Annotated in this window: 23 protein-coding genes; 9 read left to right on the top strand and 14 right to left on the bottom strand. The window is 63.1% G+C overall.

The genetic code is table 11. The features are described from left to right. Positions 1-2: 2 nt before the first annotated feature. The 6 genes from AC6GQJ_RS14270 to AC6GQJ_RS14245 all read right to left on the bottom strand — a co-directional run bounded on the left by AC6GQJ_RS14270 (position 3) and on the right by AC6GQJ_RS14245 (position 6,235). Entirely contained in the window at positions 3-1,499 is a 1,497-nt protein-coding gene (locus tag AC6GQJ_RS14270) for a phosphomannomutase/phosphoglucomutase (RefSeq protein WP_500769389.1), read from the bottom strand. 5 nt (positions 1,500-1,504) lie between these two features. Then, positions 1,505-2,338 carry a 3-deoxy-8-phosphooctulonate synthase gene (kdsA, locus tag AC6GQJ_RS14265; RefSeq protein WP_500769387.1) on the bottom strand — a complete coding sequence of 278 codons (834 nt, stop codon included), beginning with the start codon at positions 2,336-2,338 and terminating at the stop codon, positions 1,505-1,507. A gap of 1 nt (position 2,339) precedes the next feature. After that, on the bottom strand, positions 2,340-4,031 hold the full coding sequence (locus AC6GQJ_RS14260; protein ID WP_500769385.1) for a KpsE/RkpR family capsule polysaccharide export protein: 1,692 nt from the start codon (positions 4,029-4,031) through the stop codon (positions 2,340-2,342). Then, positions 4,009-4,668 carry an ABC transporter ATP-binding protein gene (locus AC6GQJ_RS14255; RefSeq protein ID WP_500769383.1) on the bottom strand — a complete coding sequence of 220 codons (660 nt, stop codon included), beginning with the start codon at positions 4,666-4,668 and terminating at the stop codon, positions 4,009-4,011. Before AC6GQJ_RS14255 ends, AC6GQJ_RS14260 begins: the two co-directional genes overlap by 23 nt. A 195-nt stretch (positions 4,669-4,863) precedes the next feature. After that, the gene (locus AC6GQJ_RS14250) at positions 4,864-5,898 is read right to left on the bottom strand and encodes a permease (protein ID WP_500769381.1); all 1,035 of its coding nucleotides are present in this window, start codon (positions 5,896-5,898) and stop codon (positions 4,864-4,866) included. Then, the gene (locus AC6GQJ_RS14245) at positions 5,891-6,235 is read right to left on the bottom strand and encodes an ArsR/SmtB family transcription factor (RefSeq protein WP_500769379.1); all 345 of its coding nucleotides are present in this window, start codon (positions 6,233-6,235) and stop codon (positions 5,891-5,893) included. The genes AC6GQJ_RS14250 and AC6GQJ_RS14245 overlap by 8 nt, the downstream gene beginning before the upstream one ends. Before the next feature lie 99 nt (positions 6,236-6,334). On the opposite strand from AC6GQJ_RS14245, the gene AC6GQJ_RS14240 reads away from it, so the two are divergent. The 4 genes from AC6GQJ_RS14240 (at position 6,335) to AC6GQJ_RS14225 (ending at position 8,865) form a co-directional block, all read left to right on the top strand. Beyond that, the gene (locus AC6GQJ_RS14240; RefSeq protein ID WP_500769377.1) at positions 6,335-6,916 is read left to right on the top strand and encodes a uracil-DNA glycosylase family protein; all 582 of its coding nucleotides are present in this window, start codon (positions 6,335-6,337) and stop codon (positions 6,914-6,916) included. Beyond that, the gene (locus AC6GQJ_RS14235; protein WP_500769375.1) at positions 6,913-7,701 is read left to right on the top strand and encodes an SseB family protein; all 789 of its coding nucleotides are present in this window, start codon (positions 6,913-6,915) and stop codon (positions 7,699-7,701) included. The genes AC6GQJ_RS14240 and AC6GQJ_RS14235 overlap by 4 nt, the downstream gene beginning before the upstream one ends. A gap of 145 nt (positions 7,702-7,846) precedes the next feature. Next, the gene (locus AC6GQJ_RS14230) at positions 7,847-8,374 is read left to right on the top strand and encodes a YHS domain-containing (seleno)protein (protein ID WP_500769373.1); all 528 of its coding nucleotides are present in this window, start codon (positions 7,847-7,849) and stop codon (positions 8,372-8,374) included. Between the two features lie 38 nt (positions 8,375-8,412). Further along, positions 8,413-8,865 (top strand): rhodanese-like domain-containing protein, encoded by a 453-nt coding sequence (locus AC6GQJ_RS14225; RefSeq protein ID WP_500769371.1) that lies wholly within the window; start codon positions 8,413-8,415, stop codon positions 8,863-8,865. Positions 8,866-8,882: 17 nt separating this feature from the next. Here AC6GQJ_RS14225 and mdoH read toward each other — a convergent pair whose 3' ends face one another. The 6 genes from mdoH to AC6GQJ_RS14195 all read right to left on the bottom strand — a co-directional run bounded on the left by mdoH (position 8,883) and on the right by AC6GQJ_RS14195 (position 17,971). Beyond that, complete coding sequence (gene mdoH, locus AC6GQJ_RS14220; RefSeq protein ID WP_500773933.1) at positions 8,883-10,757, bottom strand: glucans biosynthesis glucosyltransferase MdoH; 1,875 nt, start codon at positions 10,755-10,757, stop codon at positions 8,883-8,885. Continuing rightward, on the bottom strand, positions 10,757-12,286 hold the full coding sequence (locus tag AC6GQJ_RS14215) for an OpgD/OpgG family glucan biosynthesis protein (RefSeq protein ID WP_500769369.1): 1,530 nt from the start codon (positions 12,284-12,286) through the stop codon (positions 10,757-10,759). Before AC6GQJ_RS14215 ends, mdoH begins: the two co-directional genes overlap by 1 nt. Further along, entirely contained in the window at positions 12,286-13,545 is a 1,260-nt protein-coding gene (locus AC6GQJ_RS14210; RefSeq protein WP_500769367.1) for an OpgC family protein, read from the bottom strand. Before AC6GQJ_RS14210 ends, AC6GQJ_RS14215 begins: the two co-directional genes overlap by 1 nt. A 46-nt stretch (positions 13,546-13,591) precedes the next feature. Then, on the bottom strand, positions 13,592-14,938 hold the full coding sequence (locus AC6GQJ_RS14205; RefSeq protein ID WP_500769365.1) for a tetratricopeptide repeat protein: 1,347 nt from the start codon (positions 14,936-14,938) through the stop codon (positions 13,592-13,594). A gap of 173 nt (positions 14,939-15,111) precedes the next feature. Continuing rightward, positions 15,112-16,338: a CaiB/BaiF CoA transferase family protein gene (locus AC6GQJ_RS14200; protein ID WP_500769363.1), complete on the bottom strand. Its 1,227-nt coding sequence runs from the start codon at positions 16,336-16,338 to the stop codon at positions 15,112-15,114. After that, entirely contained in the window at positions 16,322-17,971 is a 1,650-nt protein-coding gene (locus tag AC6GQJ_RS14195; RefSeq protein ID WP_500769361.1) for a thiamine pyrophosphate-binding protein, read from the bottom strand. Before AC6GQJ_RS14195 ends, AC6GQJ_RS14200 begins: the two co-directional genes overlap by 17 nt. Before the next feature lie 192 nt (positions 17,972-18,163). Here AC6GQJ_RS14195 and AC6GQJ_RS14190 point away from each other — a divergent pair, with 192 nt between their 5' ends. Together AC6GQJ_RS14190 and cueR are read left to right on the top strand one after the other, a co-directional pair. Further along, positions 18,164-20,548, top strand: coding sequence for a heavy metal translocating P-type ATPase (locus AC6GQJ_RS14190; protein ID WP_500769359.1), 2,385 nt, complete (start codon positions 18,164-18,166; stop codon positions 20,546-20,548). Further along, complete coding sequence (gene cueR / locus AC6GQJ_RS14185) at positions 20,545-20,940, top strand: Cu(I)-responsive transcriptional regulator (protein WP_500769357.1); 396 nt, start codon at positions 20,545-20,547, stop codon at positions 20,938-20,940. The genes AC6GQJ_RS14190 and cueR overlap by 4 nt, the downstream gene beginning before the upstream one ends. Positions 20,941-21,014: 74 nt before the next feature. Here cueR and AC6GQJ_RS14180 read toward each other — a convergent pair whose 3' ends face one another. Together AC6GQJ_RS14180 and AC6GQJ_RS14175 are read right to left on the bottom strand one after the other, a co-directional pair. Beyond that, entirely contained in the window at positions 21,015-21,602 is a 588-nt protein-coding gene (locus tag AC6GQJ_RS14180) for a GcrA family cell cycle regulator (RefSeq protein WP_500769355.1), read from the bottom strand. Between the two features lie 90 nt (positions 21,603-21,692). Next, positions 21,693-22,598 (bottom strand): DMT family transporter, encoded by a 906-nt coding sequence (locus tag AC6GQJ_RS14175; protein WP_500773931.1) that lies wholly within the window; start codon positions 22,596-22,598, stop codon positions 21,693-21,695. 313 nt (positions 22,599-22,911) lie between these two features. Here AC6GQJ_RS14175 and AC6GQJ_RS14170 point away from each other — a divergent pair, with 313 nt between their 5' ends. From AC6GQJ_RS14170 to AC6GQJ_RS14160, 3 genes are all read left to right on the top strand, one after another. Continuing rightward, complete coding sequence (locus tag AC6GQJ_RS14170) at positions 22,912-24,084, top strand: aspartate aminotransferase family protein (protein ID WP_500769353.1); 1,173 nt, start codon at positions 22,912-22,914, stop codon at positions 24,082-24,084. Positions 24,085-24,171: 87 nt separating this feature from the next. Further along, entirely contained in the window at positions 24,172-25,077 is a 906-nt protein-coding gene (argF, locus tag AC6GQJ_RS14165) for an ornithine carbamoyltransferase (RefSeq protein ID WP_500769351.1), read from the top strand. Between the two features lie 3 nt (positions 25,078-25,080). Further along, positions 25,081-26,064, top strand: coding sequence for a 2-dehydropantoate 2-reductase (locus tag AC6GQJ_RS14160; RefSeq protein WP_500769349.1), 984 nt, complete (start codon positions 25,081-25,083; stop codon positions 26,062-26,064). Positions 26,065-26,099 lie beyond the last annotated feature (35 nt).

Raw genomic sequence — 26,099 nt, 5'->3', positions numbered from 1 at the left:
CCCTAGAACGTCTGATCGTAGGCACCGACTTCCGGCTGGCTGCTCACCACCGCGTCGATCCAGTCAAATATGCGGCGCAAATCCGCCTCTGACACCGGACTTTCGCAGACAACCACCAGATTGGGCGTATTCGACGACGCACGCACCAGCGCCCAGCCGCCCCCCTCCAACATCACGCGCGCGCCGTTCACCTTGACGATGTCCGTGATCCCGTGCCCGCCAATCTGCGCACCTTGGGCCTGCATTTCGTCCAGTTGCACCATGATACGGGCCAATACATCGCGCTTTTCCGTATCCGAACACCATGGGGCCATGGTCGGCGTCGTGAAGGTCTGGGGCAGCGCGTCATACATATCGGCCATGGACATGTCGGGATTGCGGTCCATCAGCTTGCAGATCTCGACCGCCACCCGCATGCCGCAGTCATATCCGCGCCCTATCGGCTCGGCCAGAAAGTAGTGGCCCGACTTTTCAAAGCCCGCCAGCGCGCTCAGTTCTTTGACCCGCCGTTTCATGTGGCTGTGGCCGGTTTTCCAGTAATCCGCCTTGGCGCCAAGTTCCTGCAACACAGGGTCGCTGGCGAACAGTCCGGTGGATTTGATATCGGCCACAAAGGTTGCGCCGGAATGCAGCTTGGCCAAATCGCGCGCCAGTATCACGCCCATCTTATCGGCAAAAATCTCGCGGCCTGTGTTGTCCACCACGCCGCAGCGATCACCATCGCCGTCAAAGCCAAGCGCAAGATCCGCGCCCGTCGCCTGCACGCTGTCGGACATGTCGTGCAACATCTCCATCGCTTCGGGGTTCGGGTTGTAATTGGGAAAGGTGTAGTCGGGCTTCGTGTGACTGTGGATCACCTCGACCCCGATCCGCTCAAGAAGCTCGGGCGCAAAAGCGCCCGCCGTGCCGTTGCCCGTGGCGCAAACCACCTTCAGCGGGCGCGTCATGCGGAAATCACCGGCCAGATCGTCCAAATAAGCCTCTCGCACCCCGTCGACAAAGCGGTATCCGCCGCCATCACGCGACTCACCACCGCCCGACATGACGATATCGCGCAACTCGGCCATCTCTTCGGGGCCAAGGGTCAGCGGGCGGTCAAACCCCATCTTCACCCCTGTCCAGCCGTTCGGGTTGTGGCTGGCCGTGACCATGGCCACCGCCGCCACATCAAGGTGGAATTGCGCGAAATAGGCCATCGGACTGATCGCGGGGCCGATGTCGCGCACCTGAATGCCCGCCTGCATGAGGCCTAGCATCAGCGCATTCTTGATCGACAGGGAATAGTCGCGATAGTCGTTTGCGACCGCAATAACCGGATCGACCCCGCGCCGGTGCATCAACGTGCCAAGGCCAAGGCCAAGCGCCGTCATCCCTGGCAGGTTGATGTCGTCAGGATATTTCCAGCGCGCGTCGTATTCGCGAAACCCCGTCGGCGCGATCATCGCATCGCGCATGAATTCCCAAGTATTCGGCGTGACGGAAGCGGCGGGTTTCTTCATGCCCGTCAGATCGTGATCGGGTTAGCTTTGGCCAGCGCGTCGAACTGCATCAGCGTGTCGATCAGCGCGGGCATCTGATCCAAATAGATCATGTTCGGCCCGTCCGAGGGGGCGGAATCCGGATCGGGATGGGTTTCGATGAACACCGCGGCAGTGCCAATGGCCACGGCGGCACGCGCCATCACAGGGGCAAATTCGCGCTGCCCGCCAGACGATCCGCCCTGCCCGCCCGGTTGTTGCACCGAATGGGTCGCGTCCATCACCACGGGATAGCCCGTCTGCGCCATCTGCGGCAGGCTGCGCATATCGGCGACAAGCGTGTTATAGCCAAAGGATGTTCCGCGTTCGGTCAGCAGAATGCGGGTGTTACCGGTGCTTTCCACCTTGGTGATGATGTTGGGCATCTCCCAAGGGGCCAGAAACTGACCCTTCTTGATGTTGACCACCGCACCGGAATTGCCCGCCGCCAACAGCATGTCGGTCTGGCGGCACAGGAAGGCGGGGATCTGGATGATATCCGCGACCTCGGCCGCCACGGCACACTGCGCCTCGTTATGAACATCGGTCAGGATCGGCACATTGAACGTGCTTTTGATCGACTGCAACGCGGCTAGACCCGCATCAATGCCCATCCCGCGCTGCCCAGAAAGAGAGGTGCGGTTGGCCTTGTCATAGCTGGCCTTGAACACGTATTGCGCGCCCGCGGCGGCACATGCCTCTTGCATGCGGCCCGCGATCTCGTGGCCCTGATCGACGCTTTCGATCTGGCAGGGGCCTGCGATCACTGTCAGCGGGCAGTCATTCCCGATCGTCAGACCGGCGACGTTCACGTGTTTCATATTAACTGGTTACCTGTTCTCTGAGGATCGACGCGGTAAGCGAGACCATCAAATAGATGCCAGCAAAGACGATGAAAGCCAAGACTGTGTTCTCGAAAGCGCGCGGATAGGACGGTTCCTGACTGGCAATCGGTTCAACCGCGACGGTCAGATAGCGCACCTGGCGGGACGCCTCGACGCGGGCCTGTTCCATCTGTTGAAGGGCCGATTGCATCATCATGTCCCGCGCGGCTAGGTCGGCCTGCGCGATCTGCAAGCGCGCCGCCAGTTCCGCCAGCGAGTTTTCGCCCTTGGACACATCGGTCATCTTGTCCTCAAGCAGCCGCAACTGCGTCTTGAGGATGTCCAGCGTGCCACGCGCACCGTCGACACGGCTTTGGTTGGGGCGCGGGTTGTTCAGCAGGCTCGCCAGTTCGATCTCTTTCTCGATCACCTGCGATTCCAGCCCCGAAATCTGCGTGCGCAACGACGCGATCACGCTTTCGGGGTCAAGGGTCGACCCTTCGATCTGCAAGCGCACCAATGCCTCTTGGGCATCGCGGCGTTCGGATTCCGCGCGATCAAACCCTTCGCGGGCATCACGCATCTGGTCTTCGCGCTTTTGCTGGGACAGGTTGTTCACCCGCTCTTCGGCATAGTTGATCAGCTGGCGCGAGAACTGGGCGGACACCTCGGGATCGGCGGCAGCCACCTCCATACGGATCATGCCCTCGGTCGGGTCATAGCCGATTTTGACGTTCTTCTTGTAGATCTTGTAAGCTTCTTCGTTAGTCGGCTCCTCACTCAACCGCTGGATCGGGTCGATCCATTCCTGCGAGAAGTGCGATTTGAACCCCACATCACGGTCAAGACGCAGCATGGCGTCCTTGGACTGCAAGAAACCCTGCACCGCGATACTGTCCGAATTGGTGGCAAACTGCGTTGGCAGCAGCCCGCCAAGCGGCCCTGCGCCCCCCGACCCTTCGTTCTGAATGATCAGGAATTCGGATTTGGTCGCGTACATGGGTGTCGCGATGGTATAGAAATAGTACCCCGCCAGCAGCGTGGGCAGCATCACAAAGAATGCCAGCCGCACCAGCAGCAGCGCCGTCTTCTTGCGGCGGCGGCGACCGATATCGCGCTGGATGTTGCGCATTTCCTGCGCGCGACGGTCCGCCGGGCTGACCTCGGTCGAGGGCAACTGTTGCTTTTGAACCGGCATCGTCTGGGGCAGTTGGACGCGGTTCGCCCCTGCCCCGCCCGCCTTGGCGGGCAGACCCGCGAACGCGTCGGGCGCGCCGCCTTCGTGCTGTTCGGCCCCCGCTTGGGGCACCACTAGTTCCAGCATGTTGGACCGCTGGAACGGGTCAATCCCTTGCGCACGCAGCAGGCGCACGGCATCAAAATCGGACGTCGCAGGCAGGTTGTGCTTCTGCGCCACGCGGCGGGCCATACGCAATTGGCGCCCTGTCAGCCCTTCCTGACGGATCGCTTCGATTGTATTTTCGCTCTCTACCTGACGGGGTGATGACACGTCTTGGGACACGGGTGCGCGGGCAGGTTGTTGGGGTGCGGGTTGCTGGGGCGCTGCGGGGCGCGGCTGCGCCTCTTGCGCAGACGGTTCGTTCGACTGCGCGCCTCCCGCATCCGGTGCAGCACTCAGGGAGGCCGTCCGTTTGATGCGGAATTTTCTAGCTTTGGGTTTCGTAGTCATAAAGCCGTTTCGCCTCTTCCAGCGTATCGAACATGTGCAACTTGCCATCCAGAAGGACAGCCGCCGAACGCGCGAATTTTTCGAGCGTTTGCGCCTGGTGCGAGACGATGATGATCGTCGTGGTTCGCAGCCGTTCTTGCAGCACAGCGCCCGCTTTGCGGTTGAATTCGACGTCGGTGGATGACGGCATCCCCTCGTCGATCAAATAGATATCGAAGTCGAGTGCCAGCATCAGCGCAAAGGAAAAGCGCGCCCGCATACCCGACGAATAGGTGCCGATGGGCTGGTCGAAATATTCGCCCAGATTACACAGCCAGCGGCAGAAACTTTCAACATAGTCGGGATCCAGCCCGTAAAGCCGCGCAATATAGCGGCAGTTCTCGTGCGCCGAAATCTTGGCGATCACGCCCCCCATAAAACCCAGCGGGAACGAGATGTTGCAGCTGCGGCGGATTTCGCCCTCGTCCGGTTTTTCCAGACCGGCCATCATGTTGATCAGGGTCGTCTTGCCCGTCCCGTTTGGCGCCAGCACCCCGAACGAGTGCCCCAACTCCACCCGAAAGGACACACGGTCAAGGATCACCTTGCGCTGTGTGCCCGTCCAGAAGGACTTGGATACATTTTCAAACTCAAGCATCCCGTTGCTCCGCGGTGTGCTGATGTCCTACCCCTGAAAGGTGGGAACGAAAAACCCTCCTTACCAGAGGTGTCTTAAGGTTTTAGCCGTCAACTTAGGCGACATTATGTCCAAGTTATTTAGAAATGTACAGGTGGCCCGACGCGCCCTTTGCAGCGCCGGACCACCCGTGAAACGTGTGGTTTTCAGGCCGTTTCAGGCCACCACCTGCCACGCGATACCGCCCAGAACCGCCCCCGTCAGCGCAAAGCCGAGATAGGCGGCAAACACCTTGGGTTTGACCAGTGCCCAGACCGCAATCGCGGCTGGGATACAGCTGACCCCACCGGCGAGCATGAACGACATAGCCGCGCCGTTCGACATGCCTTGATCCAGCAGTTCCGCCACCAGCGGCGCCGCCGCATAACCGTTGAGGTAGGCAGGCATGCCCACCAGCGCGCCAAGGATCACGGTACCGACCCCGTCACCGCCCAACACGTTCGCGATCAGGTCCGCAGGCATGTAGTGCACCATCAGCGCCTCGACCACATAGGCCAGCGTCAGCCACTTCAGCAGGAAGACCGCGTTTTGCAGCCCTGTGTCACGGAATACCTGCACACGGTCGCTGTCGGTCCAGAACTTCCACTGCGGCTTGGCCGAGAACGGCTTTTTCACACCGCAGCATCCGCCAACTTGCGGCTTTTCCCGCAATGGATCGCTGAACACAGGTGTGCCGGACAGCAGCATCGTGCCAAAGCCGCCGAATACACCCAAGCTCACCGCGGCCACAGCTTTGGCAATCGCGAACTCGGTCCCGATCGCGCCTGTGGTGATCGCGAACATTGCGGGATCCATCAGGGGCGAGGCCAGCCAGAACGCCATGACCGCGCCCAGCGGTGCGCCCACCGCCAGCAATGCGGCGATAAAGGGGATCACCTCGCACGAACAGAAGGGTGACAGCCCGCCCAACAGCGCGGCCATGACGATCATCCGCGCCTGATTGCCCTCGAACGCCTTGGCCAGCAGGTTCTCGGCCCCCGTCGCCTTGAGGTAGGCCACCGCCAGCACCGCAAAGGCGATGAACGGCGCGGTGCCCGCCAGCGCCTTTAGGACAAAGGCAATGGTCGGCCCGAATTGCGGCGGGTCCAACACGGCAACCAGCCCCAGCAAAAGGGCCGAGCATAGCCACGCCCCGCCAATGCGTTTGTGCCAGCGGATCGGATCCGGTGTGGTGGTGGTTGTGTCAGCCATGGGTGTGATCCTCGCAAGGGGTCGCGCTGTCGGCGCAGCATTCGGTCAGCAAAAAGTTCGACAGGCTTTGCACCTCGTCAAAGGCGACAGCGGCGCAGATGATGGACCGCCCTTGCCGCGCTTGGGTGACAAGGTTCGCGGCCGACAGGATTTTCATGTGATGGGTCAGCGTCGATCCGGTGACGCCAGAGCGCGTCCCAAGATCGCCGATGCTCAGCCCCTCGGGGCCGGCGCGCACCAAGGTGCGCAGCACGGTCAGACGTTGTTCTGACCCGAGGGCGGCAAAGGCGCTCGCCGCGCGGGTGACATCAAGCGGGAGGGGTGATTCCATTTTCATATTTCTAGATATATAGAAATGAAGCGCGCGCGCCAAGCATTAATTCGACAATCATCGAAATGATTGTTCCCCCGCGCTTAATGCCCTACCTCGCCCTGCATGAACCTTGCTGACGACATCCGCGCCTGCACCCTTTGCGCCGACCGCTTTGCGGCCACGGCCACAGCCCATGCGCCGCGCCCCGTCGCATGGTTCGGGCCCGCGCCGCGTATCCTGATCGCAGGGCAGGCTCCGGGGGCGCGGGTCCACGCCAGCGGGCGCCCCTTTACCGATCCGTCAGGGGATCGCCTGCGCGACTGGATGGGCGTGGACGAGGCGACATTCTATGACACCGCGCGCATCGCCATTGTGCCCATGGCCTTCTGCTTTCCAGGCTACAACGCTAAAGGCTCCGACCTCGCGCCGCCCAAAATCTGCGCCCAGACATGGCGCGCGCAAGTGATGGAGCAATTGGGCGAGGTACCCCTGACCCTGCTGATCGGCGGCTATGCCCAAAGCTGGCACCTTGGCACGCGCTCGAATGTTTCGGACACGGTCGCAGGCTGGCGCAGCCATGCGTCCCGCGCCTTTCCCTTGCCTCACCCGTCGTGGCGCAATACCGGATGGCTCAAGAAAAACCCGTGGTTCGAGGCCGAGGTGCTCCCCGCCCTGCGCGCCCGCGTAAAGGAAGTGCTGCAATGACACAGACCCCGCTGGATATGGCCCACACCGCCATGACCGCCGCCCCCGACGACGACGCCCTGCGATTACGCTTTTTCGAACGTCTGGGCGATGCAGAACTGTTCCTGCTGCTCGAAGGCGCGCCCGAGGGCGATGCGGTCACGCCGCAGGTCTTTGATCCGGGCACGGGGAACATCGTGCTGGTCTTTGACCGCGAGGAACGGCTCGCCGCCTTTGTCGGGGGGGAGGCCCCTTTTGCGGCACTGTCGGGCCGTCTGATCGCCCAATTGCTGGCGGAACAGCAGTTGGGGCTGGGCCTGAACCTTGATGTGGCGCCGTCCTCGTTCCTGCTGGATGCGGACGGGGTCGCGTGGCTGGCCCAAACGCTGAGCCACGGACCGGACGAGGTTGAGGCGCAACTGGCCGAAGTCACCGCACCCAAGGGTCTGCCCGACACGCTGATCACCGCCATCGACACCAAACTGGCCACCGCTACGGGACTGGCGCAAATGGCCTACTTGGTCGGTTCCAAAGATACGAACGGGGTGCAGGGGCATTTACTGGCCTTTGTCGGTGCGGCCAGCGGGGCAAAGGGCGCGCTGGCCCAAGCCGCGTCCGAGGCGCTGACGTTTTCGGGGATCGAGGCGGGGGCCATGGATGTCGGGTTCTTCGATGCGTCCGATCCGGTGACGGAACGGCTGGCCCGTGTCGGCCTGCGTTTCGACTTGCCCCAACCCGCGCCAGCACGCACACCGGACACCTCCGCCCCCGGATCGGACCCCGACCGCCCGCCACGCTTGCGCTAGGTGTCATCACGCAAATCCGACAGCGGGTCACTTCACCGCGAGGGGCCGTCACAGAACGTCAGGGCCGGTATATAGATAGTGGAACGTCGCAATTCAGCGGCATCACCCATCGACCGTCCCTGACCCATACCGACAAGGAGCCCCCATGACGTCCCGATTCGCCCTTACCCTCGCCGCCGCTGCCACGGCCCTGACCATGGCCAATGCTGCCTTCGCTGGCGAACAATATGTCGACCCGACAGGCTTTGCCGTGTCCGGCTATGACGTGGTCGCCTATTTCGATCTGCCACAAGCCGCCGTGGGCCAATCCCAACCCGCCGCTGTGCCAGGCAATGCGTCGATCACTGCCGACTATAACGGGGCCACCTTTGCCTTCTCCTCGACCGAGAACCGCGACAGGTTCCTCGCCGATCCCGCCAAATACGCGCCGCAATATGACGGGCACTGCGCCTATGGCGTGGCCAAGGGCGGCAAGGTTCCGGGCAATCCGAACCTGTGGCGGATCGTGGATGGCAAACTGTACCTCAACATCACCCGCAACGTTGTCGGCTTTTGGGAAGAAGACATTCCTGGCAATCTTGAGCTGTCCGAAACCAACTGGGTGTCGATCGACCCCGACCCCGCATCCGACCGCGCCATTCCCAAATTCGAAAGCGCCGCGCCGCTGAAATGACCGGCACAGCCCCACCACCGATCAAAGGCCCGACGCGCATGACGCGGCGAGCCTTTGGCATCGGGCTGGGGATTGCGGGGATCGGAGGCAGTCTGTTTGCCGCACGCTGGTACAATGTCGGGGCGCGGGCAGATGCTGAAACGGCCTTGTCCGCGCCCGACGCCCACCGCGCCGCAATGGCAGGGGCGTTAATACTGATCGACATCCGCCGCCCGGACGAATGGCAGCGCACAGGCGTTGGCGAAGGGGCCCGCCCGCTGGACATGCGGCGCGCAGATTTCACCGAGGCGCTGCTGGCCCAAGCATCCACCCACGATCAACCCATCGCGCTGATTTGTGCGCGGGGTGTACGCTCACGCGGGTTGGCCGCACAGCTAAAAACCGCAGGGTTCACCAATGTGCTGGACGTGTCCGAAGGGATGAGTGGTTCCGGCGCAGGCCCCGGATGGATCAAACGCGGCCTGCCCGTTGTAGCGTGGTACGAGGGCTGAACGCCCCCGCCCCTAACTTACTCGGCAGCCACCTCTGGCGCTTCGATCCGCGCACGAAACACCGCACGGGCCTGACGCGCATGGCCGACGATCGTCGGCTCGCGCAGGGTCAGCGGGTTATCAAGCCGCAGGCGCGTACACGTCGTCGAACTCAGCGCCGACAACGGCACCGACAGCAGCAGACTTGCCATGATCGGCACCAACCACCAAGAGATCAGGCCCGACAGCAACCCGACCAGCAGCAGCACGCCCAGAACCGTTTCCACCCAGTGAAACTTCACCAGCGTGGCCAAAGGATAGGCTTGCGCATCGCGGCTTTGCGGTTGCCAGCCAGAGCCATAGCCCGTCACACAGCGGATCACAGCGCGCGTCTGTTGGATCATCAGGATCGGCGCATAAGCAATGGACAGGGCCAGTTCCAACAGCACCGCCCCGATAAAGGCACGCCGCCCGCCGAACAGGCGCACTGCCTTGGCATGGGCGATGATGATGCTCGCGCTAGCAACCTTGGGGGCCAGCAGCATCGCATACATCACCAACAGGAAAATCGCGCTGTCGATATGGGTCATCGCCGGTGGCCAGTTGGGGAATAGCGGGTTCGCCTCGTTGAAATAGGTGATGACGTTGGTGTCGCCATCGCGCCCTAGCAAGGTCCAGAACACCAGCAGCACGAACCACGCTGGTGACATCAGGTAGGCAGCCGCCCCTTGGAACAGGTGGAAGCGGCTGACAGGATGCAGGCCACGTGTGGTCAGCAGGCGCAGGTGTTGCAGGTTGCCTCGGCACCAGCGGTTGTCGCGCAACACATAGTCGATCAACGTGCCGGGTGTTTCCTCGAAACTGCCGGACACACGCGGCAGGAAACGCACGCGCCAACCCGCACGTCGCAGCAGCGACGCCTCGACAAAGTCGTGGCTCAGGATCAGATCCTCGCGGCCCGTCATGCTGCGCAGATGCGGCAGACCCGCGGAGGAGGCGAAGGCCCGTGTGCGGATGATCGCGTTATGGCCCCAATAGTTGCCCTCGGTGCGCGCCCAATGGGCCAACCCCTCGGCCAGCAACCAGCCATAGGCCACGTTCGAAAACTGCTGCATGCGGGCAAACAGGGTGCCCGCGCCGATCAGTTGCGGCAAGCTCTGGATCAGGCCGGTTTGCGGGTCTGCCGCCAGTTCGCAGGCCAGACGGTCGATGGCACGGCCCGTCATCAGGCTGTCGGCGTCCAGCACCAGCATCGCCTCATAGGCCGCGCCCCACCCTGTCACCCAGTCCAGCAGGTTGCCCACTTTGCGGTCGGTGTTATCGGCCCGACGCCGGTAATGCACGGGAAACGGGGCGGAGGCGCTGAGCGCCTGATAGGCGCGCCATTCCTGCGCGGCGATGGCATCATCGCGGGTGTCGGACAGAACGAACAGGCTGTAACGGTGCCCGCCTTTCTGACGCGCCAGATCGCCCAGCATCGCTTGGGCATTGCCGAAAACATCCCACGGCGTTTCGTTATAGACAGGCACCAATAGCGCCACATCCATCGCGGGCGCAGGCGCGGCGCGTTTGTCGCGATCCAGCCGCCCGACCAGCCCAACGGTCACAGTGGACACAGCCAGACTGACCCAGACAAAGGTGGACCCGATGAGCGTCAGCAGGAAATATTCCAACACGGTCATGCCCGCATTTGAAAACAGCGAATGCAAACCCCAAAGCATCAGGCCGGTTGTGAACAACGCAGGGGCAAAGACCGCAATACGCCACAGGGGATCACGCGCCTCGGGCGCGGGCACGTCCAGCGGTGGTACGGTGGAAAAATCCTGTTCCGGCATTGCCAAGGGCGCACGCTCGGGCATGGATTGCGTTTGGGATTGGGTCAGGTCTTGGGTATGAGGTTCGCTTTGATCCATCACGATTTTATCCACCGGTAAAGCCACACTTCGCTCAACGCCTCGCCATCAAGGCGCAACTGGATACGGAATTCCGCCCACTCCGCCTCTCCGGGGGTAAAGGTAAACGCAAGGCGCGGGCCGCCCGTCGCCGGATTGCGCTGCATCACGCCTTCGGTCACTTCGCCAGCAGTCGTGCGCACCAGACGGTCGATGCGCGACAGATCATCCGGCACGTGGTCTGCATTCTCGAAATCAATGGCAAAGACGCGGCCCCCTTCGGGGCGCGCACCTGCGGCAGTGTTCAACACGCGCAGCGGCATGGCCGCCTTTGGCGCGGGATCCTGCCCCCAGTCCAAACGATAGGTAAAGCGGTGCGAGGAACCTGCCGCGATCTCTTCGGCGGGGCGCCAATAGGCGACGATATTGTCGTAGATTTCCAGATCAGCGGGAATTTCGACCAGTTGCACGGCCCCGTTCCCCCACCCTTCACCGGGTGTGACCCACAGGCCGGGACGGCGGTGGTAAAGCGCCTCAAGATCGTTGAAATCCTCGAAATCGCGGGCGCGCTGCATCAGCCCGAAACCGCGCGGATCGACATCGGCAAAGGCGCTGATCTGCAAGGTGCGCGGGTTGGCCAGCGGACGCCAGATGACCTCGCCCCCGCCGTTGTGAACCATCAACCCGTCATTGTCGTGCACCGCAGGGCGGAAATCGTCGAACCGCTGGCGGTCGGTATCATCAAACAGGAACATCGAGGTCAGCGGCGCGATCCCCACATGGCTGAGCGCCTTGCGGGCAAAAATCTCGGCCTCGACTTCCATATGCAGTGGCTGACCCGGCGTGATGGCAAAGCGATACGCCCCCGTGCAGGACGGACTGTCGAGCAAGGCATGCAGGATGATCGTTGCCGCGCCCGCTTCGGGCTCTTCCAGCCAGAAGTCGGTGAAATCGGGGAACTCTTCGCCCGACGGCTCGCCCGTGTTGAGCGCAAGTCCGCGCGCGGACAGGCCATAGATGTCATCGGTGCCGATGCCACGGAAATAGCTGGCGCCCTGAAATACCGCATATTCCTCATAAATGCCGGGCTGGCGCAACTCGGCGCGTAGGCGCAGGCCAGAATAGCCTAGCGTGTCATCGACCGGCACATCGGGGAACTTGTCGGTTTTATCGAACACGCCCATGTCGAACTTCAACGGGCGGGCCTGATCGCCCTGCACCACGTTGATCCGCACCGCCTGCGGGAAATAAAGCCCCGGTGGGAACACATCGACCCGCTGCGGCGCGTCCGATCCTTCCCACAGCGCATTGCGCGCATCGAACCAGATCTTGCGATACTGGTCATAGGTCAGCTTGCGCCATGCCTCGGGGATTTGCGGGCGCGGCGTATAGGGCTGGCCCGCCAAAGCGCGGGCGCGGTCCGTCACATGGGACGGGGTGAACGGGGTTGCTTCGGCCAGTTGCAGGCCCGGCTCGGCTGTTTCGGCAAAGGCCCCGCGGGGTGCCACAGCAAGAGCGGCCAGCGAAGCCAAGAATTCACGACGCAACATCAATGCGTTACCTTCTTCCATGGGTTGGATTTGTACCAGCCGGCTACATAGGCCGTAATGATCAACACACAAATCCCGAAAAGGTTCACAAGCAAAACTGTGCCGAAATTCCGCCCAAGCACATCCATGGCAAAGCCCATGAAGCGCGCGGTGAACATCGACACGACAAAAACCGCCAGCGATTGCTGCCCGACCTTGAGGATCAGCGTCAGCACGACGCCCCAGACGCGGCCTGCCACGCTGTGACCAGCACGCAGGCGGTCGCCCTTGTCACCTGCCAGCACCCACATCAGATAGGCCAGCGCCAGAAAGTGCACAAAGCGCAGGATGCCGAAGTCGGATTTGCTGATCCAAGCCTGATTGTCGGCCCGCCAGTCGCGCGCCCAGTCAAAGCCGAACTCGCGCGTGCCGATATTGGACAGCGGTACGTTGGCCAGCACCACCGTCAGCGCAATCGCGATCATCACCGTGTTCACGGGCGGTTTCGGCAGCCAGCCGCGCATGAAGGCAAAGCCGGTGAAAAAGATCAGTTGCCACGCAAACGGGTTGAAGAACCATGCACGGTCCGAGGACGGATCGGCAGGCAGTTCCAGATGCGGCAGGCCAAGCGCCTCGGTCAACGCCGTCTGGGCCAGCAGCCAGCTGATCCCCATGAACGCCGCAACCAGCCCCAGATGCACCCGCGCCAGCACCATCACCAGCGGCATCATCACCAGCACGACCATATACATCGGCAGAATGTCGAAATAGTTCGGCACATAGCGCAGCGTCATGAACCGCAGGATCAGGTCGGAAACCGTGCCGGTATCCACCTCGGAATAGAAACGCCAAAGGTTCAGCTGGCCCACATAGTTCCGCGTGCCCTCCCATTCGAGGCCCGTCAGAAACGACACCAGCGCCAGCGTGGCAAAGAACAGCCCCACATGCGCCCAGTACACCTGCCAGACGCGATAGGTTACGCGCGCTGTGCCCAGCCGCCAGCCCACCGTGTCAAACGCACGGCCAAAGGCGATGGCACTGGCCATGCCCGAACAGAATACAAAGATTTCCGTGGCGTCCGAAAATCCCCACCGTGCCGGAATCCACGACGTGGCAAAGTTGCCCGGCGTATGGGCGAAAAGGATGATGAACATCGCAATACCGCGGAAGAAATCCAGACGGATATCACGGACCCGCACAGGGGCCGCAGAAGGGGCTGCCACGGGTGCGCTAGCAGGCGCGGCAGAGGGGGAGGAGGAGGAAGGATCGGCAAATGTCATGGCCGCTCTTTAATCTGCTTCTGCGGGGGTGTCTCTGGCAATTACATCACTGCGCGGGTATGCGCCGTGCATCGCTCAAACTCTGCAATCTGGTTGCGGAAAACCGATCAATCGCGCCTGATCTTTGGGCGATTCTGTCCTCGATCAGGGTCTGGACCGCATCTGTCATTCCGGCACGCAGGCCCGCATCGATAGTCATACGTTCAAACACATCGCGCTGCGCGTGACTGCCGCCGATGGTTTGCAGTGACGGGCGCGCGGCGGCCAGATTGCGAAACGCCAGATCATAGCGTCCTTCGGCAAAGGCGTTCAGCCCTGCAAGTGCCGCGCGACCCGGATTTGCGACACGGGCAGGCATCTCGCCGCTTCGCGTGGCGTCGATGGCATAACGCTGTGTCAGCGCCGCGCTCGCGGTGGTTTTACCGGCGGCGGACAGGGCCAGCATGTAATGCAGATCAGCAAAGACAAGGCATCCATCATCGGTGCGTGCCTGTGCCAGTTCGGCCAGTTCATCCCAGCGGTTGGCGACATTCACGCCCTCAAGCTCCAGCCGCATCAACAGCGACGTCGCATTGGCCATATCGCGGTAGTCATCGCTTTTCTCGGCACGGATCTGATCGTCATACAGCGCCAGCACGATGTCATGTTCGCCGCGATCCAGATGCAACAGCGCCTTGTGCCACCACACATGGTAGCGGAAGTTGTTGCAGTGATCCCACGCGCCGCAATTACCCTCAATCAGGGCGATGCCTTTGTCGGCACGGGCCGTCATGTCATAGACATGGGCCACCGCATGCAGCCCCCATGCATCGTCGCGGGCAAGGTCCAGCCCGCGCAGCCCTGCCGCCTCTGCCGCGTGATACTCTCCGGTTTCCTCCAACGTGAAGGCGTGACAACCCAGTGCGTAGCCTTCCAGCGGGTGTCCTTTGTGGGCGTCCAGCACCGCCTCGATCGAGGCACGCATGCCGACCCCGTCGCCAAGGATAAAGCGGATGCCGTGGCTTAGCTTGGCCGACAGCGTATCGGTGGGATGGTCGACCAGAATCCGTTCCATCGCGGCAATCGCGCCCGACGGTCGCCCGTCCAGCCATTCGCCCAAGGCGCGCACCCAAAGCCGCTCTCGGGTGCTGCCGCCGGATCGGGCAAGTGCCGCTACCGCATCGCGGCCCGCCTCCCGCGCCACCTCGGTCAGTTCCTTGCGCCCCATCATTAGGGAAAACAGGCCCTTGGCCGCGTGCCCCATCGCGAAGTCCGGCGCGCCTTTCAGGACAGCGCCCAGATGGGTCGGCGTCGCGGTGCCGTGGGACAGGAAGGCGCGGATCATGCCGTTCCAGTCCTCCAACACCGCAGCATCATCCAAACAGACCGGCGACTGGCAGATATCGTACATCATGGGCGGCTTACCTTCTTATCAGAAACCCCGCCTTTTTATTGCATTTCCGTTGTAAAATCAGGTTTTCCGCCCTGCCTACACGCACACGTGAAGCGTGAACCCCATTCCGTGAGCAAGGTTTCAGCCCCGCGCCGGAATGGGCGGCAATTTCACGTCATGGGGGAGGTCGGTGCCTAGCTCTCGCTGTCCTGTTGCGCATCCAGCATCGCCAGAACCGCCGCGGTATCCTCGCCAAAGCGTGGTGGAGGGCGGTTATAGCGCACCGGCGTGGCCGAGAATTTGAGCGGGTTGGCCAGCAGGCGGACAAGCCCGCCTTCAACGCCTTCGCGCGCAACTTCGACGACAGTGCCACGCGCCTGTGCCTGGTCGGACCCCAACGCCTCGGCCACATCATGGATCGGGCCGCAGGGCACCTTGACTGCCTGCAACCGCTGCAAAAGCTCGGCCTTGGTGAAGGTCGCCAAAACGGGACGCAGCGCGGGGATCAATGTCTCGCGGTTTTCGATCCGGCCCAGATTGGTAAGGTAGCGCGGATCGGCCCCAAGGTCCGGCGCGCCGATGGCATCGCAAAAACGGGCAAACTGCGCGTCATTGCCCACGGCCACCAGAATGTGCCCATCGCTGGCGGCAAAGGCGTCATAAGGCACGATATTGGGATGGGCGTTGCCACGTCGTTCCGGCACCGCGCCGGAGGTCAGGAAATTGCACCCTTCATTGATCAGCCACGCCATCTGCGCATCGACAAGGGACAGGTCGATAAGCTGGCCCTCGCCAGTCTGGTCGCGGTGGCGCAAGGCGGCCAAAATGCCAATGGTGGCATACATCCCGCACATCACATCCGCGATGCCCACGCCGACCTTCATCGGTGCCCCATCAGGCGCACCGGTCAGGGACATGATCCCGCCATAGCCTTGGGCCATCAGGTCATATCCCGGCTGGTCGCGGTTCGGCCCGTACTGCCCGTAGCCCGAGATCGAACAGTAGACGAGGGAGGGATGCGCCGCGCACAATGTCGCGTGATCCAGCCCGTATTTGACCAGCCCGTCGGGTTTGTAATTCTCGATCACCACATCGGCGCGCGCAGCCAGTTTGCGCACAGTCGCCTGCCCTTCGGGGGTCGAGATGTCGACGGCGATGGACTGCTTGTTGCGGTTGGCGCACATGAAATAGGCCGACAGATCTGTCTTTTCGCCGCTTTCGTCACGGGCATAGTTCGGCCCCCATCCGCGCGTATCATCGCCGCCCGTCTTGGGGTTTTCGACCTTGATAACCGTTGCGCCCAGATCGCCCAGCAGCTGCGTCGCCGTCGGCCCCGCCAGAATGCGGCTAAGGTCGAGGACAAAGACTCCGTCCAGCGCGCCCGCTTGCGCAGGTTGTCCCGTCTCAGATGCGTCCGTCATATGCCCCCCGTTCGATCTCTGCCGCGATGACGGTGAACCTGTCGCTAGCCAGCGCTGCGGTCAATGCGGATTCCAGCGCATCGCGCGAGGTGACGGTATGCCCCTCGCCACCAAAGGCGCGACCCATGGCGGCAAAGTCGTGGCGGGCGAAATCGACGCCTGCATTCGGCAACTGGCGCTGGCGCTGCTTCAGCTCGATCAGGGACAACGATGCATCGACAAAAACGACGAAAATGGTCTTCAGACCCAGTTCGGCAGCGGTGGACAGTTCGCCCGCCACCATCAGGAACCCCGCATCCCCCGAAAAACTGACAACGGGGCGGTCCGGTTCGATCACTTGCGCCCCCATCGCCAGCGGCACCGCGCATCCCATCGTGCACAGGGCCGACGATTGCATCAGCCCGCGTGGCTGCGCACAGGTCCACATCTGGCTCAGCAGAATGCGGTGCGCGCCACTGTCTGCGGTGGCAAGGGTGTCCTGCGGCAGCACACGGCGGCAGGTGTCGATCACTGCCGCCGGTCCCCAGACGTCATCGCGGGGAAACGCGGCGGCAAGGGCCGCCTTGGCCGCCGCAACTTCGCCCCCTTCCCACGTGGCGCGCGGCATGACGCCCTCGCCCAATGCAGTCAGGGTGGCGGCGCAATCCCCGATCACGTTCATGGTCGCCTGATGCATGTAATGGTGGTTCGGCGCTGCGGTGATGTCGATCATCGTCTGGATGCCGGGAAAGTAAAAATCCCGCCAGCCGGTGCGCATTTCAATCGGGTCATAGCCCAGCCCGATGATCAGATCCGCCTGCTGCACGAGCGGCAGCAGCACACCGTCCGCCTTGGGTGACAGTCCTGCACCGCCCAGCGCCAGCGGGTGTTCCTCGTCCAGCACGCCCTTGGCTTTATAGGTCGTGATGACCGGCACGCCAAAACGCTCGACAAAATCCCGCACCGTTCCCGAGATATCGGCGCGCTGCGTATCGAACCCTTGGGTCAGTGCATCGACCCCGATAATCAGCACGGGGCGCGCGGCACCGGCCAGAAGGGCGCGCATCTCGGCCAATTGGGCGGGTGCTGGCACCACCGGACAGGCAGGCGCACGCGGCGCGGGAATTTCCGGCGCAACGGGTGTCACGGCAACGGTGATCGGCACATCGACAAAGACAGGACCGGGCCGCCCTTCGGTCGCGATGGTCACAGCCTTGTCCGCGATCACATGGGCCGCACCCACGTCCAGCGTGAACGTCGCCTTGGTGATCGGCGCAAAAACGGCGCGTTGGTCCAGCACTTGATGGGTATAGGTCTGCGCCTCGTCCGCATCGACACAGCCCGCCAGCACGATCAGCGGCACGCGGTCCTGATGGGCATTGGCCACCGCATTCACCCCGTTGAGCGCGCCGGGCCCGACAGTTGCCACCAGAATGCCGGGCGCGCCGGTGCGGTGCCACGCCCCTTCGGCCATGAACGCAGCGGCGTTTTCATGCTTGCACTGGATGAACCGGATTCCCGCCCGCTCAAGCGCGTCGATCAGTGTCAGAACCTCGCCCCCCGGCATGCCGAACGCGTGACGGCAACCGGCCTGATACAATCGCGCCGCCAGCACATCGGCAGCACGCGGAGGAGAAGGGGGCAGCTCTGGCATATCGGGGCCTTCGGTTGGTGCGCAGATGCGCATTTTTCAGCAGTCGCGCTCAATGGCGCGTATCTTTGACGTCCTGTGCAGTCTTTCCACGCACCACGCGCACAAACAACTCACAGCTGCGTTGGCCTTTGTTTCAGATAGATCGCCCGCGCCCTTGACCTTCCAGTCACGGGAACCCTTATCTGACCTATCATGAAAGACACATCCCTCTCATTCGGCCTCAGCGGCCTCCACTGCGCATCGTGCGTCGGACGGGCCGAAGCGGCCCTTGCCGCCCTGCCCCAAGCCCGCGACGTCCGCGTCAATCTGGCTGACCACACGGCGCATGTTACAGGGGCCAAAGCCGCCGAGGTGCAACAGGCCCTTGATGGCGCAGGCTATCCTGCGCGCACAACGCAGGTCGAATGGACGCTCAAGGATATGTCCTGCGCCTCTTGCGTGGGCCGTATCGAAGCAGCGGCACAGAACCACCCCACCGTGATTAGCGCGCGCGTCCACTTGCCAACCAAAACCCTGCGCGCAGAACTGCTTGGCGATGGCGAACCCTTGCGCAGCACTCTGGCCAAGGCAGGCTATCCCGTCAGCGAGCCACAGGAAGATACCCAAAGCCCGCCGGACGAGGTCACGCCGCTGTTCACCCGCTTTTGCATCGCGGCGGCCCTGACCCTGCCCGTTTTCATCCTCGAAATGGGCAGCCATCTGGTGCCTGCGATGCACCACTGGATTGCGGCCACCATCGGCACCGCCACCAGCCATATGATCCAGCTTGTCCTGACGGCCCTTGTGCTGGTCGGTCCTGGCGCGGGGTTCTTCCGCCGCGGCATTCCCGGTCTGTTGCGGGCAAGGCCCGACATGGATGCCCTCGTGGCCCTTGGCGCAGGCGCGGCATTCTCCTTTTCGGCACTGGCAGTCATTGCCCCCACCATCTTGCCCCCCACAGGCGTCTATTTCGAAGCTGCCGCCGTCATCGTGACCCTGATCCTTCTCGGTCGCTGGCTCGAAGCGCGGGCCAAGGGTCATACCGGCGATGCGGTGCGCCGTCTTCTCGGCCTGCGCCCCGACACGACCGAGGTGGAACGCGACGGCACATTCACCGACATCCCGCTGACCCAGGTACAGGTCGGTGACACCCTGCGCGCCCGCCCCGGTGCGCGGATCGCCGTGGATGGCACCGTGCTGTCAGGCCAGACCCACGTGGACGAATCCATGCTCACGGGCGAACCCGTGCCCGTGCTCAAATCCACCGGTGCCCCCGTCAGCGCCGGCACCGTCCTTACCACCGGCACGTTAACCTATCAGGCCACCCATGTGGGCGACGACACCGCGCTGGCGCGCATCACCGCCCTGACCCAAGCTGCACAGGCCGCCCGCCTGCCGGTCGAGGCATTGGTGAACCGCATCACGGCGTGGTTCGTGCCCGCCGTTCTGGTGATCGCCGCAGTCACCTTTGCCCTTTGGTGGGCGTTGTCGGGATTGGGGCCTGCGGTGGTCGCGGGTGTTTCTGTCCTGATCATCGCCTGCCCCTGCGCCATGGGGCTGGCCACACCGATGTCTGTCATGATTGGCACAGGGCGCGCCGCCGAACTCGGCGTGCTGTTTCACAAGGGCGCAGCGCTGCAACGCCTGCAAGATGCCCGCGTCATCGCCTTTGACAAGACCGGCACCCTGACCATGGGCACCCCGAAACTCACCGACCGGATCGGCACAGATACGGACAAGATGCTGCGTCTGGCAGCAGGGGTCGAAAGCCATTCCGAACACCCGATCGCCAAGGCCATCACAGACGCCGCGCCCGAGATCCCTCGCGACGCAACCGACTTTGAGGCGGTGCTGGGCCAAGGCGCTCAGGCCACGGTCGACGGCACGCACGTTGTCGTCGGAAATGCGGCCATGCTTGACCACGCAAACGTCACGCCCACCCCCGAATGGATCGAAACAGCGGAAGAATGGGCCAAGGCAGGCATCACCCCCGTCCACGTTGCCCTCAACGGCACACATGCAGGCGTGCTGGCGATCAGCGATCCGATCCGCACCGGCGCAAAAGACACAATTGCCGCCCTGCGCGCAGGTGGCCGCCGCGTTGCCATGATCTCCGGCGATACCGAGGCGACAGCAAAGCACGTGGCGCGAAGCCTCGGCATCGACGACGTGATCGCTGGGGTCAAACCCGACGGCAAAGTCGCCGCCCTCGACAGTCTGCGCAGCGCCCACGGGCCCGTTGCATTTGTGGGCGATGGCATTAACGACGCCCCCGCGCTCGCCTCTGCCGATGTCGGGCTGGCAGTGAACGGCGCAAATGACGCCGCGATCGAAGCTGCGGATGTGGTGCTCATGTCGCCCGAGCCCGACGCCGTGCTGCGCGCCATCGACATCAGTGCCGCCACTTTGCGCAATATCCGCCAGAACCTCGGCTGGGCCTTCGGCTACAACGCCTTGCTGATCCCTGTGGCGGCGGGAGTCCTCGTCCCCTTCGGCGGGCCACAACTCTCGCCCCCCCTCGCCGCACTGGCCATGGCCTTGTCCTCAGTCTTTGTGGTGACGAACGCGCTGCGCCTGCGCGGGGCGGTGCGGCCATGAACATCTCGCGCGCATCCAAAGTCACCGGTCTACCGGCCAAAACCATCCGCTATTACGAAGAAATCGGCCTGATCCACCCCGACCGGAACGCCAACGGCTATCGCAGCTTCAGCGACACCGAACTGCACCGCCTCGCCTTCCTTGCACGCGCACGTGCCCTCGGCTTCTCCATCGCGGACTGCCAGTCGCTGCTGACCCTCTGGCAGGATCGCGACCGCACCAGCGCCGATGTCCGCCGGATCGCCCAAGATCACCTCGACGCCATCCAGACCAAGATCGACGACCTCAGCGCCATGCGCGACACGCTCACCCATCTGGTGAAGACATGCGCAGGCGACAACCGCCCAGACTGCCCAATCCTCAGCAGCCTCGGCGCATCGTCTTTGGGTTAGAAATACCTTGGGGGAGGCGCCATGCGACGGGGGCAAAGCCCCCTGAAACATGACGTGGCGCAGCCTCCGCCGGATTAGCGGCGGCGGTCGCGGCGCGAGGACATGGGCTGGAACGCCACGCCCACGTGGGCCTCGCAATAGGGTTTGCCCTGTTGCACGGGCAGACCGCAGAACCAGAAGTTATCAGTGGCAGGGTCGCCCACGGGCCATTTGCAGGTCCGTTCGGTCAATTCCATCAGGCTGATCTTCTTGGATTTCTTCTCGACCTCGTTGACCTTGGCCAGCGCCTCGGGGCTGATCTCGTTCGCCGACGGCTGCGGCGGCAGCGGCTGACCGGCGGGAATGATCTGTTTGCGCGCGGGCAGGTTCGGTTTAGCCTCACCTGCGGGCACAGGCTTGATCGCCGGCTCGGTCTTGGGCTGCGGTTGGGCCGGTGGTGCTTTGGGCTTGGCCTCGGCCTTGGGGGCGGCGGGCTTGGCCTTGGCCTCGACCTTGGCAGGTGCGGCACCGCTGCCTGCACGGTTGGACAGACCCAGCCGGTGGACTTTGCCGATCACCGCGTTGCGTGTCACGCCGCCCAGTTCCTTTGCGATCTGGCTGGCCGACTGGCCTTCGCCCCACATTTTTTTGAGAAGTTCAACGCGCTCGTCAGTCCAGGACATCGGCAGGCTTTCTTAGCTAAAAAGCGGCCCGCTGGCTGGGGCCGCCTAGAATTCAGTGTCAGCACCCTATTTTAATGGCGCGCGCCGAAGTTACAAGGGAGCTTGGTCAACTTCCACCGCAACGCGCCGTCCCTCGCGCCACGCCAGCAGCAACGCACCGGTGATGATGATGGTCGCACCCAGCACCGTGACTGCATCCGGTATCACGCCATAAAACAACACATCGTAAACGGCGGCAAAAATCAGGGTGCCATAGCTGAACGGCGCGACAAAGCTCGCATCGGCCCGCGCCATGGCGTTCACGAAACAGGTTTGCGCCACGGCCATCGCACAACCCAACAGCGCCATCAGCGCCCATTGCTGCGGCGTCGGCCAGATCCAGACCCACACCGCCGCAGTGGTCGCAATCCCGACGCCGATCCCGTTGTTCACCAGCAGGATCGAAAACGGGTTCTCACGGCGCGTCAGCTTTTTGATGATGTTCAACTCGAACCCCAGCACCAGCGCCGCGCCCAGCGCAAACAGCGCCGTAGGCTGAAAACTGTCAGGCGTGGGCCGCAGCAGGACCACCGCGCCGACAAAGGCAATCACTGCCGCAAGCCAGCGCCACTTGCCCACTTTTTCGCCCAGCAGCGGGATCGCAAAGATCATCCCGAAGACAGGGTTCAGGAACGAAATTGCCGTCGCATCCGCCAGCGGAATATGCGCCACACTTGCGAACATCAGTACCAGACCGCCCCAGCCGCTGAACGTGCGTGCAAAATGCAGTGGCAGATGTGGGCGTTGCAGTCGCGGGCGAAAAATGGCGACCGCGATGGCAAAGGTCGAAAACGCGAAAAAGAACCGCCCGAACACGATCTGGAACGGATGCATCGGCGCACCGAACTGCGTGGTGCCTAAGGCTTTGGCGATCAGCGTGGTCAGCGCGATAAAGGCGCAGGCCACCGCAATCAGCGTGGCGGCAAGGGGAGGATTGTGGTTCTTGGCGGCATACATGGCGTTGCATTGCGCCCAAAAGCAGAACCCGCGCAAGCGCAAAAATGCGCCTTTCACACCACACCGGCCCGCCACGTGCCGCCCTGCCCAAAAAACACTGGCCAAGGAAATCGCAACGCTCTAAGCACGCGCCATGATCAAACGCACTTCCCTCCGACGATACTGCGCGCGCAGCTAAGGCTGCCATTGATCCTGCTTGTGCGATGCGCATCCTGCATTGTGCGGCCCCCTTTCCTTTCAAAATTGTTGACCCCGCCGGATGGCTCATGCACGAACACCGTCATGCCGCTGGCCTTCTTAAAGGATGATCCCGATGATCGCTTCCGTTCTGCCGACCTATAACCGTGCGCCCTTTCACTTTGTAAAAGGCGAAGGTGCCTGGCTGATCGACACGGACGGGCGACGCTTTCTTGATCTGGGCGCGGGCATCGCAGTGAACGTGCTGGGCCATGCCAACCCCGCCCTGACCGAGGCGCTGACCGCACAGGCAGGCGCGCTTTGGCACACCTCGAACCTCTATCACATTCCCCAGCAACAGGCGCTGGCGGACAAGCTGGTGGATGCGACATTTGCCGACACGGTGTTTTTCACCAACTCGGGCACGGAGTCCTGCGAACTCGCTGTGAAAATGGCGCGCAAGTATTTTTACGACAAAGGCCAGCCGGACCGTACCGATATCATCACCTTCTCGGGCAGTTTCCATGGCCGGTCCTCTGCCGGTATCGCCGCTGCCGGATCGGAAAAGATGACCAAAGGGTTCGGCCCCCTGCTCCCCGGTTTTGTGCATGTGCCATTCGGGGATCACGACGCGCTGCACAGCGCGATCACCGACACCACGGCCGCGATCCTGATCGAACCCGTGCAGGGCGAAGGCGGGATTGTCCCCGTGCCGGACCAGTGCCTGAAAGGGCTGCGCGACCTGTGCGACGAAAACGGCATCCTGCTGATCCTTGACGAAGTGCAATGCGGCGTCGGGCGCACCGGCAAGCTGTTTGCGCATGAATGGGCGGGGATCGAACCGGACATCATGATGGTCGCCAAGGGCATTGGCGGCGGCTTCCCTCTTGGCTGCGTGCTGGCGACCGAAAATGCCGCCAGCGGCATGACTGCGGGCACGCATGGTTCGACCTATGGCGGCAACCCCTTGGGCTGTGCCGTAGGCAATGCGGTGATGGACATCGTGAACACCCCCGCCTTTCTGGACGATGTGAACCGCAAGGCGGGCAGCCTGCGCCAAAAGCTCGAAGGGCTGGTGGCTGCGCATCCCGAAGTGTTCGACTGCGTGCGTGGGCATGGGTTGATGATGGGGCTGAAGTGCAAGGCGCCCAATACCGACCTTGTGCAGGCCGCATACGATCAGGCGCTGCTGACCGTGCCTGCGGCGGACAACACCGTCCGTCTGCTGCCACCGCTCAACATCACCGATGACGAGATCACGCAGGCCGTCGCGCGGCTGGACGCCGCCGCCTCGACGCTTAACGCCTAAGCGCCGCGCCTATCCTATTCTGACTGCCGGTGCCGACCGGACAGATGTTCCAACGCTGGCCACCGGCCCAAGTTACAAGAGACTGATATGACCCATTTTCTAGACATCCACACCACCGACCAAGGCGATCTGCGCCAGATCATCGACAGCGCCCACACCATGAAGCAGGCCCGCGCCGGTCGCCCCAAGGGCACGCCCGATGACGACCAGCCGCTGGCTGGCCAGATGGTGGCGTTGATCTTCGAAAAACCCTCGACCCGCACGCGGGTGTCTTTTGATGTGGGTGTGCGCCAGATGGGCGGGCAGACCATGGTGCTGTCCGGCTCCGACATGCAGTTGGGCCATGGCGAGACCATCGCCGACACTGCCCGCGTGCTGTCACGCTATGTCGATCTAATCATGATCCGCACGTTCGAAGAAGCGACCCTGCTGGAGATGGCCGAATACGCCACAGTGCCGGTAATCAACGGCCTGACCAACCGCACCCACCCCTGCCAGATCATGGCCGACATCATGACGTTCGAGGAACATCGCGGCCCGATCAAGGGCAAGAAGGTCGTGTGGTCGGGGGATGGCAATAACGTCTTTGCCAGCTTTGCCCACGCGGCCAAGCAGTTCGACTTTGACCTCGTCTTTACCGGACCACAAACGCTGGATCCGGAGCCGAGCCTGAACGGCCTTTACACCACCGTGCGCGACCCAGCCGAAGCGGTCGCGGGGGCCGATCTGGTGGTCACTGACACATGGGTGTCGATGCACGATCCGCAATCCGCCCGCGAACGTCGCCACAACCAGTTGCGCGGCTATCAGGTGAACGACGCGCTGATGGCGCGGGCCAAGCCGGACAGCCTGTTCATGCACTGCCTGCCCGCGCACCGCGATGACGAGGCGACCTCGGCGGTGATGGACGGCCCCCATTCGGTGATCTTTGACGAGGCCGAGAACCGCCTGCACGCGCAAAAAGCCGTCATGCGCTGGTGTCTGGGCGTCTAACCCGTGACCCGCCCCAGAATCGCCATCGCAGGCGCAGGCAGCATCGGCTGCTTTGTCGGCGGCGTCCTTGCCCATTCAGGGCACGAGGTGCGGTTTCTGGGGCGACAAAGCCTTGTTGACGCAAGCGCCAAGGGTGGCCTGCGCCTGACCGGATTTGACGGGATGGACCTGCGCATTGCAGCGTCTGTTATCCACACCGATGCTCAGACGGCTCTGGCGGGGGCGGACCTCGTGATGGTCTGCGTGAAATCGGGCGATACCGCCGCGATGGGCAGCCTGATTGCGCAGCATTGCCCGCGGGCACAGGTCATCAGCCTGCAAAACGGCATCGACAACGCCGCCGCCCTGCGCCGCGCCCTGCCCGACAGCGACGTGCGGGCGGCGATGGTGCCCTTCAACGTGGTGAACACCGGCCCTGCCCATTATCACCGCGCCAGTTCGGGCGACATTCAGGTCGAGGCCGGGCCGCTGCCCGATCTTTCCTCGCCCCACCTGCGCTGGACGCAGGCCAGCGATATCGCGGCGGTGCAGTGGGGCAAATTGCTGATCAACCTTGGCAATGCGGTCAATGCACTGTCCGACATGCCGCTGCTGGAGCAGTTGCAGGACCGTGCATGGCGACGCCTGCTGGCCGACCAAATGGCCGAGGCGTTGAACGTTCTGCGTGCCGCCGGTATCGCTCCGGCCAAGACCACTGCCGCGCCGCCACGGCTGATCCCGCTCATCCTGCGCCTGCCCACCCCGCTGTTCCGGCGGGTGGCGGCGCAAATGCTGACCATCGACGCACAGGCCCGGTCTTCCATGTGGGAGGATCTGAGCAAGGGGCGGAGAACCGAGATCGACGCACTACAAGGCACAATCCTGCGACTTGCCCAAACGGTCGGGCAGCAGGCACCGCTGAATGCGCGCATGCACGCACTGATCCGCAAGGCCGAAGCGGCGGGCAACGGCCCACCCGGTTTGAGCGTGAAAGACATCCGGTCGTAACGGCACTTCGCATGATCCGCTTGCGCCTGCCCCCC

Source organism: Tateyamaria sp. 7Alg 36 (assembly GCF_059882455.1).
The sequence above is the reverse complement of the archived record's forward strand: the minus strand, read 5'-3'. Positions and strand labels throughout refer to the sequence as shown.

Excerpts from the sequence above, each read along its gene's own strand:
- AC6GQJ_RS14195 (WP_500769361.1), bottom strand. The coding sequence starts at position 17,971 with ATGCCAGAGCTGCCCCCTTCTCCTCCGCGTGCTGCCGATGTGCTGGCG.
- AC6GQJ_RS14175 (WP_500773931.1), bottom strand. The coding sequence starts at position 22,598 with ATGTATGCCGCCAAGAACCACAATCCTCCCCTTGCCGCCACGCTGATT.
- AC6GQJ_RS14205 (WP_500769365.1), bottom strand. The coding sequence starts at position 14,938 with ATGATGTACGATATCTGCCAGTCGCCGGTCTGTTTGGATGATGCTGCG.
- AC6GQJ_RS14170 (WP_500769353.1), top strand. The coding sequence starts at position 22,912 with ATGATCGCTTCCGTTCTGCCGACCTATAACCGTGCGCCCTTTCACTTT.
- AC6GQJ_RS14230 (WP_500769373.1), top strand. The coding sequence starts at position 7,847 with ATGACGTCCCGATTCGCCCTTACCCTCGCCGCCGCTGCCACGGCCCTG.
- AC6GQJ_RS14240 (WP_500769377.1), top strand. The coding sequence starts at position 6,335 with ATGAACCTTGCTGACGACATCCGCGCCTGCACCCTTTGCGCCGACCGC.
- AC6GQJ_RS14260 (WP_500769385.1), bottom strand. The coding sequence starts at position 4,031 with ATGACTACGAAACCCAAAGCTAGAAAATTCCGCATCAAACGGACGGCC.
- argF (WP_500769351.1), top strand. The coding sequence starts at position 24,172 with ATGACCCATTTTCTAGACATCCACACCACCGACCAAGGCGATCTGCGC.
- cueR (WP_500769357.1), top strand. The coding sequence starts at position 20,545 with ATGAACATCTCGCGCGCATCCAAAGTCACCGGTCTACCGGCCAAAACC.
- AC6GQJ_RS14250 (WP_500769381.1), bottom strand. The coding sequence starts at position 5,898 with ATGGCTGACACAACCACCACCACACCGGATCCGATCCGCTGGCACAAA.
- AC6GQJ_RS14235 (WP_500769375.1), top strand. The coding sequence starts at position 6,913 with ATGACACAGACCCCGCTGGATATGGCCCACACCGCCATGACCGCCGCC.
- AC6GQJ_RS14255 (WP_500769383.1), bottom strand. The coding sequence starts at position 4,668 with ATGCTTGAGTTTGAAAATGTATCCAAGTCCTTCTGGACGGGCACACAG.
- kdsA (WP_500769387.1), bottom strand. The coding sequence starts at position 2,338 with ATGAAACACGTGAACGTCGCCGGTCTGACGATCGGGAATGACTGCCCG.
- AC6GQJ_RS14225 (WP_500769371.1), top strand. The coding sequence starts at position 8,413 with ATGACGCGGCGAGCCTTTGGCATCGGGCTGGGGATTGCGGGGATCGGA.
- AC6GQJ_RS14270 (WP_500769389.1), bottom strand. The coding sequence starts at position 1,499 with ATGAAGAAACCCGCCGCTTCCGTCACGCCGAATACTTGGGAATTCATG.
- AC6GQJ_RS14200 (WP_500769363.1), bottom strand. The coding sequence starts at position 16,338 with ATGACGGACGCATCTGAGACGGGACAACCTGCGCAAGCGGGCGCGCTG.
- AC6GQJ_RS14245 (WP_500769379.1), bottom strand. The coding sequence starts at position 6,235 with ATGAAAATGGAATCACCCCTCCCGCTTGATGTCACCCGCGCGGCGAGC.
- AC6GQJ_RS14210 (WP_500769367.1), bottom strand. The coding sequence starts at position 13,545 with ATGACATTTGCCGATCCTTCCTCCTCCTCCCCCTCTGCCGCGCCTGCT.
- mdoH (WP_500773933.1), bottom strand. The coding sequence starts at position 10,757 with ATGGATCAAAGCGAACCTCATACCCAAGACCTGACCCAATCCCAAACG.
- AC6GQJ_RS14215 (WP_500769369.1), bottom strand. The coding sequence starts at position 12,286 with ATGTTGCGTCGTGAATTCTTGGCTTCGCTGGCCGCTCTTGCTGTGGCA.
- AC6GQJ_RS14180 (WP_500769355.1), bottom strand. The coding sequence starts at position 21,602 with ATGTCCTGGACTGACGAGCGCGTTGAACTTCTCAAAAAAATGTGGGGC.
- AC6GQJ_RS14190 (WP_500769359.1), top strand. The coding sequence starts at position 18,164 with ATGAAAGACACATCCCTCTCATTCGGCCTCAGCGGCCTCCACTGCGCA.